Genomic DNA, 14,407 nt, shown 5'->3' with positions numbered 1-14,407 from the left:
TCCTCGCCGTCAAGCGGGCTACGCGGTCGAGACGAAAACGCCCCGCATCGGCGAGATGCAGGGCGTGAAGAGGTAGCTTGGAGGGTCGGTTGCTTACCGGAAGACAGCGGGCAGCCAGAGCGACAGTGCGGGGATGTAGGTGACAAACATCAAGACGGCGACGCTCGCGCCGAAGAACGGCCAGATCGTCTTCATCGCTTCCCGGATCGAAATTCCCCCCACGGCGCAGCCGACGAAGAGCACCGTTCCCACCGGTGGCGTGTTCAGCCCGATGCCGGCATTGAGGATCATAACCACCCCGAAATGCACGGGATCGACACCGAACGCCTTGACGACGGGCAGCAGAACCGGCGTCGCTATGATCACCAGAGGTGCCATATCCATGAAGGTACCGAGCAACAGCAGCAGGATGTTGATCACGAGCAGGACGATCAGCGGATTATCGGAGATGGCGCTGATTGCGCCGATCATCAGGGTCTGAACCTGCAGGAAGGCCATGAGCCATCCGAACGAGGCGGCGGTGCCGATGACGAGGAGCACCATGGACGTCGTCCGCGCGGCACCCAGAACAGCTTCGATGAAACCGGCCCAATCGAGTTCGCGGTAGACGAGCGTGGCGACGAGGAAGGCGTAGAGCACGGCGATGCAGGAGCTTTCCGTGGCCGTGAAGACACCGGAGCGCACGCCGCCGAAGATGATGCCGATCAGGAGAAGGCCGGGGAAGGACGCAAGCAGATAGTAGCCGAGCCGCGAGAAGCCGGGGAAAGGCTCCGCTGGATAGCCGCGGCGGCGTGCGACGATATAGGCCGTGATCATGAGGGCGCCGGCCAGCAGCATGCCGGGGATGATGCCGGCGGTGAAGAGGTCGGCAACGGAAACGTTGCCGCCGGCCGCAATCGAATAGAGGATCATGTTGTGCGATGGCGGAATCATCAGCGCGATGATGGCGGCGTTGACAGTAACGTTGACGGCATAGCCGCGATCGTAGCCGCGCGCGGCCATCTGAGGAATCATCAGCCCGCCGACGGCGGAGGCATCAGCGACCGCCGAGCCGGAGATGCCGCCGAAGAGGGTGGAGGCGACGATATTGACCTGCCCGAGGCCGCCCTTGAGGTGGCCGACGAGACCGGCCGCAAAGCGGATCAGCCGGGTGGCGATGCCGCCGCGCACCATCAGGTCGCCCGCGAAGATGAAGAACGGGATCGCCATCATCGCGAAGACGTTCATGCCGGAATTCATTTGCTGGAATACGACGATCGGCGGCAGGCCCATGTAGAGCACGGTGGCGACCGATGCGATGCCGAGGCAGAAGGCGATGGGCATGCCGATGAACATCAGCGTGACGAATGTCCCGAAGAGTACGGTATAGGCCATTACGCAACCTCCGTCAGCACGACAACGTCGGTGACTTCCTGACCGAGGGACACATCGACGAAGCGCTCCGCTGCAAACAGCGATATCAGCGCGCCGCCGACGATCATGGGAATGAAATCCACGCCGCCGGGCCAGCCCAGAACAGGAATGCGCGCGGTCCATGTGCCGGCTGCCAGGAGAATGGCATAATAGGTCATGGCAATGCCGAAGAGCGTGATGAGGCCGAGGCTGACCTGATCCATCAGTTTCTGAACGGCGGGCGGGACCATGTGGTGCACGAGATCAAGGCCCAGATGCACGCTCTCGCGCACGCCGACGGCGGCACCCAGCAAGATGAACCAGGACATGAGGTGCAGCGACAGTGGCTCCGACCAGCTCGGCGTGTCGTTCAGCACATAGCGCGCGAAAACCTGCCAGCCGATGATCAGCGTCATCGCGATGATCCCGAGGCCGGCGAGATAGATCGCCGTCCGATTGAGTAGGGCCAGAACGGGCCTTACTGACGACATGAAATGCCGCATTGCAGAAACCTCCCAAAGAGCCGGTGGAAAGCCCCGGCCGGCATGCGAAAACAGGCCCCGGTCAGGGGCCTGTCGAAAGCGGTTTTATTGAACGGCCTGGACGCGCTCGAGCAGGTCCTTCATGGCAGGCTCGGTAACGAAGCGGTCGTAGACGGGCTTCATCGCATCGGCGAACTGCTTCTTGTCGACCTTGATGATGTTGTTGCCGGCTGCGCGAACCTTCTCCTCGGAAGCCTTCTCACGCGCCAACCAGAGTTCCCGCATCTTGCCGACGGAGTCCTTGGCGGCCTGGCGCAGGAGCGTCTGGTCTTCAGGCGTCAGCTTGTCCCAGGAGATCTTTGAGATGACGAGGATCTCGGGGTTCAGGGAGTGTTCGGTCAGCGTGTAGTTCTTGGCAACTTCGTAGTGGCGAGCGGACTCGTAGGACGGCCAGTTGTTCTCGGCACCATCCACGACGCCGGTTTCGAGCGACGAGTAGACTTCGCCCATCGGCATAGGCGTCGGGTTGGCGCCGAAGGCCTGCATCATGGCAATCCAGAGGTCGGATTGCTGGACGCGGATCTTCATGCCCTTGAGGTCTTCCAATTTCTCGATTGGCTTCTTGGTGGTGTAGAAGGACCGGGCGCCGCTGTCATAGAAGGCGAGACCGACGAGGCCGTGCGGCTCGAAAGCCTTGAGCACTTCGTCGCCGATGGGGCCGTCTACCGTATGGTGCATATGCTCCGTCGAACGGAACAGGAAGGGCAGGCCGAGAACCGTCGTTTCCGGTACGAGATTGTTGAACGGCGCAGCATTGACGCGGTTCATGTCGATGACGCCGAAACGGGTCTGCTCGATCGTGTCTTTCTCGTTGCCGAGAACGGCGTTGTTGGACACCTCGATCTTGATACGGCCGTTCGACCGTTCAGAGACCAGCTGGCCCATATATTTGACCGCCTCGACGGTCGGATAGCCGTCGGGATGAATGTCCGCGGAACGCAGGGTGATTTCCTGCGCCTGTGCGGTCGATGCGGCGAGGGCTATGCCCAACGCCATGATCAGCTTGCCTGCAAAGTTCATGGTTTCCTCCACCTTTTCAAATCAAGTCCGGCTCTCCACTGCCGGACCGTGTCAAACTTTCTTCTCGACCGCCTGCCATGCGGGAAGGCCAAAAAGCTCTTCGGGATTATCGACCAGCGCCTGACGAATGGCCGCCTCATCGCCGATCCATCCCAGAACCGTGTTCGCCAATGCGATATCGTCGGGATAGGCATCCTGAGTCTTCGCCAGATTGTGCGGCCAGTTACTGCCCCAGACGATGCGCTCGGGCGCATGCGCCGCCAGAACCCGCGAGAAGGCTGCGACGTCCGCATAATCAGGACCGCCCGAGCGGGACGACTCGTACACACCGGCGAACTTGAACCAGCACCGGCCGCCATCCATCAGTCCACGGAGCGCCGTAATCTCGGGTCCATCGGCTGTGGCGCCCGCAAAGAACTTGCCGTGATGATCGAACACCCAGCGCGACTTCAGCGCCTTCAGCCGGTCGACATGGTCGAGGATGCGGTTGCCGTCGAACTGGACAGCCACCATCCAGCCGCGGCTTGCGGCTTTTGCATCGACGGCTTCAAGAGCATCGAGGCCAACGGCGCCGCCAGGAAGATCCATGATGCGGACGCCAACGACGCCAGCGGCAGAGAGGCGGTCTAGCTCGCCTTCGCTGGTATCGGTATCAATAACGGCGACGCCGCGGGCGACATCGCCCATCTCCGCAAGACAGGCGATAAGGTTGCCGTTGTCGCGCTGATGGGCGTTGCCCTGCGTGATGATGACGCGATCAATGCCGAGCCATGCCATGAAGGTGCGGTACTGCTCGGCATCCGGCAGACTGCCCGCAGGCAGATCCGGGCCACCCGGCTGTGCCGGATATCCCGGCAGATACATGTGCATCTGCGAATCGACGGCGCCTGCGGGGAAGGTGAACTTCGGTGCTGGTCCCGAAAGGGGTCTGACGAGCATTAGATGTCCTTTCCTGCGTCGGGCATGCGGTATTCGGCAAGGGCGTCGCGATCGATCTCGATGCCAAGACCCGGGCCGTTGGGAATTGCAACGACACCGCCGACGTGATCGATCGGCGTCTTGACCACGGCCTGCCGAAAGGGATTTTCCGTACGGTCGAATTCTAGGATCGGCTCCACCGGATTGACACGCACCGGGCTCGGCACCATGGCAGCCATGAACTGCAGAGCTGCAGCGATATGGACAGCCGTGCCCCAGACATGCGGCACGACGCGCACGCCATGAAGGGCTGCAAGATCGGCGATCCGCCGCGCTTCGGTAAAGCCGCCTGTTCCCGCGAGATCTGGCTGGAGAATATCGACGGCGCGGGTCTCGATGGGTTCCCGCATGCCCCAGCGGCTGTGCCACGTCTCTCCGCCCGCAACCGGAATCGGCTGGCGATCGCGCACCTCCCGATAGGCGGAAAGCTGCTCCGGCACCACGGGCTCCTCGAACCAGTCGATATCCAGTTCGGCCGCGGCATTGCCAAAACGGATCGCATCCAGCGAATCATAGCCGTGATTGGCATCGACCATGATGCGGAAATCCGGACCGACGGCATCGCGTACAGCGCGCACGATCGCAAGATCTTCCGAAACCCCGAAGCCGATCTTGATCTTGCTCGCGTGAAAGCCCTCGCGCTGATAGCGCGTGATGTCGGCGACGTTGTCATCCAGACGGTTGACGCCGTCGCGCTTGAAGCTGCCGGTCGCATAGGCCTTGACGCTTTCACGGAAGCGGCCTCCAAGCAGCGTCGATACGGGCACGCCAAAGTGCTTGCCCTTGATATCCCAGAGCGCGATATCGATACCGGAGAGCGCGGTGATGGCGAGGCCGCGCTGGCCTTGATCACGCAGCGCATTGTAGAGCACAGCCCAGATCTTCTCCGTCTCCAGCGGATCGGCGCCGATCAGCCACTGCGTATAAGCTTTGACCACAGCGGCATTCGGCCGGGCAGGGCCGAGGCACTCACCCCAGCCGACGAGGCCATTGTCGCAGACCACTTCGACAAGGATATGCGCCCGCCGATCGAACCGCATGGATGCGCTTTCGAACGGCGTCGGTAGCCGGTATTCCAGAAGATGCGTGTGGACGGCTGCGATTTTCACCTCAGCGCCTCCAGGGATCGATCAGTTTGTCGAGGATGCCTTCCTCCTCGGCGGTCAGGTCCGAAAGGGGCGGGCGAACGGCGCCGGCATCGAAGCCTTGCAAGCGGACGCCAGCCTTGACAGCGGAAACGGCATAGCCCTTGCGGCGGCTGCGGAGCGCCATGAAGGGATAGAAAAAGTCCTTCAGGATCGTCTCGCAACGCGCACGGTCGCCACCACGCAGGGCGTCGTAGAATTCGATAGCGAGTTTCGGCACGAAGTTGAAGACAGCGGATGAATAGGTTGTGAAACCGGCTGCCAGATAGGCTTCCGCAAACAATTCCGCTGTCGGCATGCCACCGAGATAGGTGAGGCGATCGCCCATCGTGGCAGAGATCTGACGGATGAGGCCGATATCGCCCGTGCCGTCCTTGAAGCCGATGAGGTTGGGGCAGGCGTCGCAGAGCCTCTGCAGCGTATCAACCTGAATAACAGAGTTGTCGCGATTGTAGACCATGACGCCGATGCCAACCGACTGACAGACGCGGCGGACGTGCTCGAAGATGCCATCCTGCGGCGCGTCGATCAGATAATGCGGAAGGAGCAGGATGCCGTCAGCACCTGCCTTCTCCGCGCTACAGGCAATCTCGATCGCGATTTCCGTACCGTATCCGCAGCCGGATACGATGGCGGTCTTGCCAGCCGCTTCCTTGGCGGCGCGGATAATGTCGGGAATTTCGCGTGGGGCAAGCGAGAAGAACTCGCCAGTGCCGCCGGCTGCAAACAGAACCGGAGCCGGAAAGCCGGCCAGCCACTCGACATGGCGGCGATAGCTTTCGGCCTGAAAAATACCGTTGCCATCGAAATGGGTCACGGGAAATGACAACAGGCCAGCGCCAAGCGCGACCTTTACGTCTTGCGGATTCATTAGGATGTCCTCTTTGCCTCCTCCGGCATCCCAAGACCTACAAGTTCATCAGACGGGTGTCAATGACCTGTCATACAGCTTTTCGATTCTCGCGCAGCAGAGAACGGTAACGCGTCTGGCTGCCACGAAGGTGGCGGCGCATCGCTTCGCGCGCACCGTCGTCGTCGCCGTTGGAGATGGCGAAGACGATCGCTCGATGTTCTTCGTCGATCAGCTTGAGATAAGCCGACTGGTCGGCCTCTTCGTCGCCGGTGCGCAAGGCCGCGCGCGGAATGACGTTCGCGCCGATCATCGACAGGAAATCCCGGAACCGCGGATTGTTCGTAGCCTCTGCGATGGCAAGGTGAAGCGCGAAGTCTGCCTCAGAACTCGATGTTCCCGCTTCGAGGCACGCACGCACGGCATAATGGCGCTCGAGAATCACTTCTTCCTGCAACGGAGAGCGTCGCAGGGCCGCGAGACCAGCTGATTCGACCTCGACGGCGGTCCTGAGTTCCAGAACCTCGATCATGGACGAGACGCGCGCAGGATCAATATTTTGCAACGAAAGAGCCGCCGGCACCATAGGCTGGGGCGGTTCCAGAACGAAGACGCCAGCGCCTTGCCGCGTATCCACCAGCCGGTCGGCACGCAGACTGGCGATCGCTTCGCGCACCACGGTGCGGCTGACGCCATGCGATTTTCCCAGCTGCGCTTCGCTTGGAAGCTTGGTGCCGGGCGGAAAACGACCGTCCACGATGGCCGTGCGAAGGCTCTCTCCAAGCCTTGCCGTCAAGGTGCCTCCCGTGGCGCGGACCTTGTTCATTCTTCGTCTCTCCGACTGATGTTCGATGCAGTATACGTGCATCCGCTGATACTGATATAGCCGATCTGTTGACGCGATTCCAGCAACCTGTATGATAAGTTGACAAACACAGGAGGAATTGCCGTTGAAACGACTGCTGGTAACCGGCGCTGCGGGCGGTTTGGGCCGCGCCATGCGCGAGCGACTGGGCAAGATGGCCGACATCGTCAGGCTTTCTGATATCGCGGATCTGGGCGACGCTGCGCCGAACGAAGAGCTGATGCCGTGCGACCTCGGCGATGCAGATGCGGTCATGGCACTCGTCGAAGGTTGTGATGGGATTTTGCATCTTGGCGGCGTTTCGGTCGAGGACACGTTTGCCAAGATCCTCAACGCCAATATTGCCGGTCTGTACAATCTCTACGAGGCGGCGCAGGCACACGGTCAGCCCCGTATTCTCTTCGCAAGCTCCAATCACACGATCGGCTTCTACCGGCAGGACGAGCACATCGACACGACGTCGCCGATGCGTCCCGACGGTCTCTATGGCGTCTCGAAATGCTTCGGCGAGGCCCTGGCGCGGATGTACTACGAGAAGTTCGGGCAGGAGACGGCGCTGGTCCGCATCGGCAGCTGCTTCGAAAAGCCGCGGAACCACCGCATGCTCTCGACGTGGATGTCGTTCGATGATTTCGAAGCGCTGATAGGGCGGGTTTTTCATGCACCCTTGCTCGGCTGCCCGATCATCTGGGGTGTTTCGAACAATGACTGCTCGTGGTGGGACAATAGCGCAGCCGCCTATCTCGGATGGCGCCCCAAGGACAATGCCGAGACGTTCCGATCAGAACTGGACGCCGCCATTTCCATGCCGGCGAAAGACGATCCCGCATCGCTTTACCAAGGTGGACCTTTCGTGGCAGAGCCGATCCACAGGGACCGATAAGCCAACTGCAAGCAGGGGAGGGGAGGCATATGCATATGGATTTGGCGGAGATTCTGGCTGAGGCTATTCGAAGCGGCGGAACGATCGAGGTAGACGCCGGTGCGGAACCGTCCTTGATGGATGCCTCTGCGATCCAGCATACGATCCTGGACAGGCTGGGCATCGATCCCAAGGGGTGGAAGCTCTCCCTGCGAGAGGACGGCGTGCTCCGTGCGCCGCTGTTGTCCGTTACGGACGCGGCAAGCTTTCCGTATCAGGCCGGGCTGAAACTCGAAGTGGAGATCGCGCTCGTTCTCGGACGCGATCTTCCGGTTCGCGCCGAGCCCTATGGCCGTCAGGAAATCCGCAATGCTATTGCCGCGACCCGTCTCGGCGTCGAGCTTGTTCGCAGTCGCTACAAGAACGGGCCGCAGGGGCGGGCAAGCCTGCTGGTTGCAGACCTCATGAGCAACGCGGGCTATCGCCTTGGGCCGGAACTCGAAGCGGACGTTCTCGATGAAGGCCGGGTAGCGGACAACCTCCGCGTTTCCATAGGCGATCAATCCATCTTTGATGCCCCGAGCGCACATCCGGATGGTGACCCCCTAGCGGCGCTTGTCGCCTATGCCAATGAGGCCGATCGGCCCGCCGGAGCGCTGTTGCAGGGCGCTGTCATCACGACAGGCTCCCTTTGCGGAGGCCTTGCGGTCGCATCGGCGACGACCGTCTCCATCTCGTTGGGGCCGAAGACGTGGAAGATGGAGATCGTTCAGTCGACTTTCTGAAGTTGGTGAATTCTTCGTCAGCACGTCTTTTCGAGAATTGTCTTTTCCCATAGCATTCGATATTTCTCCTTTAACTAGGAGTTGTTGAATATGGTCGATTTTTTCGTTCAGATGAAGCGATTCAGCTTTTTGCTGGGTTTCTGCGTTCTGCTAGGCATTGGGCAGGCTGCTGCAGCTGTTTGCCAGCGCGCGGACGTCGTTGTTTATGGTGGCACGCCGGGGGGCATCACAGCCGCTATCCAGGCCGCACGGCTGAAGAAATCCGTTATCCTGCTGGAGCCGACGGCTCATATCGGCGGTATGATGTCGAACGGCCTAACCAAGACCGACGCATCGCCAAGAAAAAACGTCTATGGTGGGATAACCGCCGAATTTCTTGCGAAGGCAAAGGCCCATTACGGCACGTCGGATCCCATTCGCATTTATTTCGAGTCGAAATGGGCGGAATCGACGTTTAACGCCATGTTGGCCACGGCAAAGGTCAAGGTGGAGTTCCAGCAGCGCTTGCTGAAGACCACCAAAGTCAACAAGGTCATCACCGAGATTGCGATGGTCTCCGGCAAGACCTACTGCGGAGCCGTGTTCATCGACGCTAGTTACGAAGGCGACCTGATGTTCAAGGCTTTCGTCAGCACGATTGCTGGACGGGAAAGTCGCGCCAAATACGGAGAAACGGCTGCTGGCGTACAGAAGCTTGCCAGGCCTTATGTCAGCCACAAGTCCATCCTTGTCGATCCGTATGTCATTCCCGGAGATCGGAATAGCGGTCTGCTGCCCGGCGTGATTTCTGTCGGGCAAAAGCCTTTGGGATCAGCCGACAGGAGTATGATGGCGTTCAACTACCGGCTTTGCGTAACGGATGACCCGAATAATCGCATTCCTTTCTCGAAACCTGAAAATTACGATCCGTTGAGATACGAGACGACGGCCCGCTTCCTTGCCGCTCATAAACCTGCTGGTATCGCCATCGATCAGGCATATTTTCTGGGCTACGGCAAAACGGTCCGCGGAAAACAGGATGTCAACTCGACACCCTTCTTCTCTACAAATGTCTGGCATATCGGGTACGACTACACGATCGGTAACGAAGCCAAGCGCGATCAGATCCGCAAACTGGTACGCGATCACATCAAGGGCCTACTTTGGTTTGGCCAGACAGATCCACGCGTTCCTCAATATGTTAGAGACTATACGTCCAAGTTTGGTTATTGCGCTGACGAATTTGTTGATAACGGCGGCTTCCCCCGTCAGATGTATGTCCGCCAAGCACGGCGTCTTGTGGGTCAATTTGTGTTGACGCAGAAGAATCTGATGCAGAAAACGACGTTTTCCGACACGATTGGCCTGGGATTTTATCCCATGGATGAGCACGGCATGATTCGGACCGTTATTGGCGGTTTTATTGCCGATGAGTCACGAGACGGCATCGGCGTAGGCCCCTACCAGATCCCGTATCGGGCCATGCTGCCGAAGGCGGCGCAGGTGACCAATCTCATCGTTCCCGTTGCCATCTCGTCAAGTCATGCAGCCTTCACGTCCGTTCGAGTCGAGCCGACATTCATGGTGCTTGGGCAGGCGGCAGGAGCTGCTGCTGCGCTGGCACCAGCCGGCAACGTGAATAAGGTCAATGTCAACGATCTCCGCAAGAAACTGTCAGCTGCCGGGCAGATTCTGAAATACTGATCCCGTTGCGTGGAAGCCGGCTCCCTTCGCGGAGCCGGTTTGTCATCGGGTAACATCAGCCGTAGCACACGCCCCTTATGTGCTCTATCAGGCACAAGCTCGTTCATTTAACGCCATTTTCATCGTTCGACGCTGTAATGAACATGTTTCCTTCAGAACATGCTTGAAATACCGGCGTTCGGTCGTATCTGTGAGCCGAACGTCGCAGCCGCTGGATTGTCCCTCTGGCGCGGGTCCGGGAAGATCGCCCGCATCAAGGTCGACAAGGTCAGGATGAACGCCGAAGAACTCGCCACCCAGCGCATCGCCGCGATCCGTCGCAGTGGACTTCTCGACAAGGCCGGAAACGAACAGTTCGGGCATCTGACCGAGCATGTCCGCGCGGCGCTCGATGTCCCCGTAGCCATCATCTCCATCGTCGATGAGCATCGTCAGGTCTTCGCCGGTCACTGCGGCCTTCCCGAGCCATGGGCCGCGCGCGGCGAAACGCCGATCACGCACTCGTTCTGCCAGCACGTCGTGGCCACGAGTGCCGTGCTGACGATCGAGGACGCGCGCCTGAACGAGATCGTTCGCGACAACATGGCGATCGACGATCTTGGCGTCGTTGCCTATCTCGGTGTTCCCATATGCCTGCCGGACGGGCATTTGATCGGCGCGCTCGCGGCCATCGACACGAAGCCCCGCGTCTGGGTTGAGCGCGACCGGCTGACGCTGGAGACGCTGGCGAAGGTCGTGGAGAAGCAGATCGAGGTCGGCGTATCCGAACTCATGTATCGCTCGCTTTTCCACGACATGCAGGAAGGCTACTATGTCGCGAGCGCGGTGCGCGACGCTGCGGGCGATATCACCGACATCCGCTTTGAAGACATCAATCCCGCGTTCGAGCGCTTGACCGGCATGGCGCCGACGACCGTTCTCGGTGCAACCCTGTCTCAGGTTGCCCCCGGTGTTCTCGAGGACATGATGCCCGCTTACCGCTCCGTCTTCGAAGTCGGCGAGCCGCTTGTGCATGTGAATCAGGCAACGGAAATCGGTGGCAAATGGTTCGAGAACCGCATTCGGCGGATAGGCGCGGATCGCATCGCGTCCGTCTTCTCCGACGTGACGGCCCGAAAGCTGGCGGAAGAACGCCTGCAGAAGAGTGAGGCGCACTGGCGCGGCCTGTTCGAACAGCTTGAGGAGGGCTTCATTCTCGGCGAGCTCATCCGTGACGAGGTCGGTCACGTGGTTGACTGGCGCTACATCGAGGTTAACAGAGCCTGGGGTGAGTTGGTTGGCATTCCCCCATCCTCGGCTGTCGGCAGAACCGTTCGCGAGGTCTTCTCGGGCGCCGAAGACGAATGGATCGCAGCATTTGCGGGCGTTGTAAGTTCCGGCGAACCCCTTGTTTTCGTGCGGGAGGTCGGCACGACAGGTCGCTGGTACGAAGGCCATGCCCAGCCGCTCGACCCAGAGCGCTTCGTCGTTCTCTTCGTGGAGGTTACGGCGCGACTGAAGCTGGAAGCCGAGCTTCGCGACCAGCAGCAGCAACTCTCGACCATCATCGATACCATGCCTGTCGGCGTGCTTCTCGCGGAAGCGCCGACAGGTCGGATCATTCTCCAGAATGAGCGATCGCAACAGTTGTTGGGTCATGACGCGACGGCCGCGCAGTCGGTGGACGAGTATGACATGTTCGTCGCGACACATCACGACGGCTCACCGTTCGATCCGCAACAATATCCCCTCGCGCGTATCATGGCCCGCGAATGCGACCGTGCGAAAGTGGAGGTGCTCTATCACCGCCCGGATGGCAGCAAGACGTGGATCTCGATTGTGGGCGAGGCGATCAAGGACCTCTCCGGAGAGCTTTCGGGTGCGGTCGTTGCCGTAACCGACATTTCAGATCGAAAGATGGTCGAGGCTGAAAAAGAGCTGATCAACAGGGAAATGGCGCATAGGCTGAAGAACATGCTGGCCATGGTCCAAGCCATCGCCACGCAGACGCTCCGCCCGGTGACCGAGCAGGCGCATGTGCGCACCTTCGAGAAGCGGCTCCACGCCCTCAGTCGCGCGCATGATGTGCTCCTGCATGACAATCACGATTCCGCACCGATCCAGGCGATCATGGCAACGACGCTGGAGAGTGTGGCCCCTGCGGACAGGGTCGATCTCCGCGGGCCCCGCACGATTGTGGGGCCGAAGGGCGCGCTGTCGCTCGCGTTGTTGCTTCACGAACTCGGCACCAATGCAGTGAAGTACGGCGCCTTGTCGAACGAGCATGGGCGTGTCTCCATCGACTGGTTTATCGACGGGAAGGGCTCGGAGCGTGCGTTGCACATGACGTGGCAGGAGACAGACGGACCGCTCGTGACGCCACCCGAGCGCAAGGGTTTCGGTACGAAACTTCTTCGCATGGGGCTGGCTGGTTCCGGTGGCGTCGAAGTCGATTATGCACCGACAGGCCTTGTTGTGAAGATGAACGCTCTCCTGTCGCAGCTTCAGCAGACCGAATGAAGAGAGTAGGCCGGTAGACAGCGTATCGCTGTTCCGATGCCCGTACCAATCTGTGGCTTGCCTGGGCACGTGTGGGCTATCTCGGCTCCAGCGAATTTACCGTCATGACCACTGATGGCATAATAACTGTTCGCCCGCTTAACGGTCGATCTGCGCCCGCGCCGACCAGATGTCCCGTACAGACGGCGAGGCAACGAAGCTTGAGGGCTGGGTCGATGCCGGGGGCGGGTCTGCGATGCCCTCGCCCAGGTAATTCAGGGCGGAGAGGAAACCGCTGCGCGAGAAGGGCTTGGCGATGACGCCATGAGCGCCGGAAAAATCCTCGGGTATCTTCTTCGGGTTCGCGGTGACAAAAACAATGACTGCCGAGGGCCAACGGTCCTGGATCAGCTTGGATACATCGAGGCCGTTCGTGCCACGAGCAAGCTGCATATCGACCAGTGCGAGGTCCGGCGCCAGTTCCGTCTCCATTGCTTCGACGTCGTAGAGGGACGCGGCCTCGCCAACCACATTGTGCCCGGCTTCTTCAACCATCATCTCAACATCCATGGCCAGCAAAGGCTCGTCCTCAACGATGAGAACCTGCAGGGCTTTGAAGACCGCGGGAGGGGGGGTCATGATGTGTGCTCCATTTCCGGTATGTGCAAGGTGACGCGAGTGCCCGTTGGCAGGCGGTCCCACGCAACCGTCGTGCCGCTCTGCGGCGACAGGCGTTTGATCAGGGCGTGACCAAGCCCGTTCGTCGCGGGGTCCATAATCAACCCGACCCCGTCATCTTCGATCGATAGCTTCGCTTCGTCGCCATCCCGTGTTGCCGTGATTGAAATCGATCCCGCACGGTTCTCTCGCAAACCGTGCTTGATGGCGTTGGTCAGAACCTCGTTCAGGATCAGCCCGAGAGCCGATGCATGTTCGGACCGAACCTCGATCGGCTCGATATCGCATTTCAGACGAATGTTGCTGCGCCCACTGGCGCCGATGACGTCCGAGGCGAGATTGGCGGCAAAGGCCGCGACATCGAAGCGCGTTACGTCATCCGCCTGATAGAGCCGGCGGTGAACCGTGGCAAGCGCGTCGATACGCTCCATCATCGTTTCAAGTTTCACCCTTATATCCGCATCATCTATCGAACGGACCTGCAACCGCAGGAGGGCGCCGATCATGGTCAGGTTGTTCTTTACCCGGTGGTCAACCTCATGAAGCAGCAGGGTCTTGGCTTCCAGAGCCTTTTCCAGATCCGCCGTTCGGCGCTTGACCTCGCTATCGACGGCGGCTTTCTGCGCCGAGATTGTCTCCTGCGCCATAACGCGATCCGTGACATCGAGTTGCGACGCGAAGAAGAATTGGACATCCCCGCTTGCGCCGCGCACCGGGCTCAGGAAAAGTGCGTTCCAGAATGTGGAGCCATCCTTGCGGTAGTTGAGCAGGTCGACGTGAATGCTCTCTTCCGCCTCGATGGCCGCGCGGATTTTAGAAACACTTGCCTTATCGGTTTCGTCGCCTTGAAGGAACCGGCAGTTGCGGCCGACAATTTCCTCGCGATCATAGCCGGTGAGGTTCTGGAAGGCTTCGTTGCAGAACACGATCGGATTATCTGGCTGCGAAGGGTCCGTGATGACCATCGCCATGCGCGTCGCCCGAACGGCGGCAGCAAAGGGGTCACCGCGGCCATGCTCGTAATCGAGGATTTCCGTCAGATGCCAATCATCTTTCTGGCTCATGCATACTCCAGGCGCCGAAAAGAAGGCAGTTACAGCGGCAGATGACAATGCAAGATCAGACCATT

Annotated in this window: 13 protein-coding genes; 4 read left to right on the top strand and 9 right to left on the bottom strand. The window is 60.1% G+C overall.

The genetic code is table 11. The features are described from left to right. Positions 1 to 93: 93 nt before the first annotated feature. The 7 genes from BSG19_RS13360 to BSG19_RS13330 all read right to left on the bottom strand — a co-directional run bounded on the left by BSG19_RS13360 (position 94) and on the right by BSG19_RS13330 (position 6,753). Positions 94 to 1,374 (bottom strand): TRAP transporter large permease, encoded by a 1,281-nt coding sequence (locus tag BSG19_RS13360; protein WP_092988541.1) that lies wholly within the window; start codon positions 1,372 to 1,374, stop codon positions 94 to 96. Then, entirely contained in the window at positions 1,374 to 1,895 is a 522-nt protein-coding gene (locus BSG19_RS13355; RefSeq protein WP_092988540.1) for a TRAP transporter small permease, read from the bottom strand. The genes BSG19_RS13360 and BSG19_RS13355 overlap by 1 nt, the downstream gene beginning before the upstream one ends. 84 nt (positions 1,896 to 1,979) lie before the next feature. Beyond that, complete coding sequence (locus tag BSG19_RS13350) at positions 1,980 to 2,954, bottom strand: TRAP transporter substrate-binding protein (RefSeq protein WP_092988539.1); 975 nt, start codon at positions 2,952 to 2,954, stop codon at positions 1,980 to 1,982. A gap of 51 nt (positions 2,955 to 3,005) precedes the next feature. After that, positions 3,006 to 3,893 carry an amidohydrolase family protein gene (locus BSG19_RS13345; protein ID WP_092988538.1) on the bottom strand — a complete coding sequence of 296 codons (888 nt, stop codon included), beginning with the start codon at positions 3,891 to 3,893 and terminating at the stop codon, positions 3,006 to 3,008. After that, entirely contained in the window at positions 3,893 to 5,041 is a 1,149-nt protein-coding gene (locus BSG19_RS13340) for a mandelate racemase/muconate lactonizing enzyme family protein (RefSeq protein ID WP_092988537.1), read from the bottom strand. Before BSG19_RS13340 ends, BSG19_RS13345 begins: the two co-directional genes overlap by 1 nt. 1 nt (position 5,042) lies before the next feature. Next, on the bottom strand, positions 5,043 to 5,948 hold the full coding sequence (gene kdgD, locus BSG19_RS13335; RefSeq protein ID WP_092988536.1) for a 5-dehydro-4-deoxyglucarate dehydratase: 906 nt from the start codon (positions 5,946 to 5,948) through the stop codon (positions 5,043 to 5,045). Between the two features lie 70 nt (positions 5,949 to 6,018). Beyond that, positions 6,019 to 6,753 carry a FadR/GntR family transcriptional regulator gene (locus tag BSG19_RS13330; RefSeq protein ID WP_092988535.1) on the bottom strand — a complete coding sequence of 245 codons (735 nt, stop codon included), beginning with the start codon at positions 6,751 to 6,753 and terminating at the stop codon, positions 6,019 to 6,021. A gap of 124 nt (positions 6,754 to 6,877) precedes the next feature. Between BSG19_RS13330 and BSG19_RS13325 the strand changes: the two genes are divergently transcribed. The 4 genes from BSG19_RS13325 to BSG19_RS13310 all read left to right on the top strand — a co-directional run bounded on the left by BSG19_RS13325 (position 6,878) and on the right by BSG19_RS13310 (position 12,621). Continuing rightward, a complete protein-coding gene (locus BSG19_RS13325; RefSeq protein ID WP_092988534.1) occupies positions 6,878 to 7,675 on the top strand; it encodes an NAD-dependent epimerase/dehydratase family protein in 798 nt (265 codons plus the stop codon). Positions 7,676 to 7,704: 29 nt separating this feature from the next. Beyond that, positions 7,705 to 8,439, top strand: coding sequence for a hypothetical protein (locus BSG19_RS13320; protein ID WP_092988533.1), 735 nt, complete (start codon positions 7,705 to 7,707; stop codon positions 8,437 to 8,439). A gap of 90 nt (positions 8,440 to 8,529) precedes the next feature. Next, on the top strand, positions 8,530 to 10,122 hold the full coding sequence (locus BSG19_RS13315) for an FAD-dependent oxidoreductase (protein ID WP_092988532.1): 1,593 nt from the start codon (positions 8,530 to 8,532) through the stop codon (positions 10,120 to 10,122). A 216-nt stretch (positions 10,123 to 10,338) separates the two neighbouring features. Further along, positions 10,339 to 12,621 (top strand): PAS domain S-box protein, encoded by a 2,283-nt coding sequence (locus BSG19_RS13310; protein ID WP_170865968.1) that lies wholly within the window; start codon positions 10,339 to 10,341, stop codon positions 12,619 to 12,621. A 138-nt stretch (positions 12,622 to 12,759) separates the two neighbouring features. Here BSG19_RS13310 and BSG19_RS13305 read toward each other — a convergent pair whose 3' ends face one another. Then, a complete protein-coding gene (locus BSG19_RS13305; protein WP_092988530.1) occupies positions 12,760 to 13,239 on the bottom strand; it encodes a response regulator in 480 nt (159 codons plus the stop codon). Further along, positions 13,236 to 14,342: a PAS domain-containing protein gene (locus BSG19_RS13300; RefSeq protein WP_092988529.1), complete on the bottom strand. Its 1,107-nt coding sequence runs from the start codon at positions 14,340 to 14,342 to the stop codon at positions 13,236 to 13,238. The genes BSG19_RS13305 and BSG19_RS13300 overlap by 4 nt, the downstream gene beginning before the upstream one ends. Positions 14,343 to 14,407: the final 65 nt, after the last annotated feature.

The organism is Rhizobium sp. NFR03, from assembly GCF_900111275.1.
Classification (GTDB): Bacteria; Pseudomonadota; Alphaproteobacteria; order Rhizobiales; family Rhizobiaceae; genus Ferranicluibacter.
The sequence above is the reverse complement of the archived record's forward strand: the minus strand, read 5'-3'. Positions and strand labels throughout refer to the sequence as shown.

What these genes read in the sequence shown, in the direction of transcription:
- BSG19_RS13360 (WP_092988541.1), bottom strand. Translation starts at nt 1,374, where the DNA reads ATGGCCTATACCGTACTCTTCGGGACATTCGTCACGCTGATGTTCATC.
- BSG19_RS13355 (WP_092988540.1), bottom strand. Translation starts at nt 1,895, where the DNA reads ATGCGGCATTTCATGTCGTCAGTAAGGCCCGTTCTGGCCCTACTCAAT.
- BSG19_RS13350 (WP_092988539.1), bottom strand. Translation starts at nt 2,954, where the DNA reads ATGAACTTTGCAGGCAAGCTGATCATGGCGTTGGGCATAGCCCTCGCC.
- BSG19_RS13345 (WP_092988538.1), bottom strand. Translation starts at nt 3,893, where the DNA reads ATGCTCGTCAGACCCCTTTCGGGACCAGCACCGAAGTTCACCTTCCCC.
- kdgD (WP_092988536.1), bottom strand. Translation starts at nt 5,948, where the DNA reads ATGAATCCGCAAGACGTAAAGGTCGCGCTTGGCGCTGGCCTGTTGTCA.
- BSG19_RS13330 (WP_092988535.1), bottom strand. Translation starts at nt 6,753, where the DNA reads ATGAACAAGGTCCGCGCCACGGGAGGCACCTTGACGGCAAGGCTTGGA.
- BSG19_RS13320 (WP_092988533.1), top strand. Translation starts at nt 7,705, where the DNA reads ATGCATATGGATTTGGCGGAGATTCTGGCTGAGGCTATTCGAAGCGGC.
- BSG19_RS13315 (WP_092988532.1), top strand. Translation starts at nt 8,530, where the DNA reads ATGGTCGATTTTTTCGTTCAGATGAAGCGATTCAGCTTTTTGCTGGGT.
- BSG19_RS13305 (WP_092988530.1), bottom strand. Translation starts at nt 13,239, where the DNA reads ATGACCCCCCCTCCCGCGGTCTTCAAAGCCCTGCAGGTTCTCATCGTT.
- BSG19_RS13300 (WP_092988529.1), bottom strand. Translation starts at nt 14,342, where the DNA reads ATGAGCCAGAAAGATGATTGGCATCTGACGGAAATCCTCGATTACGAG.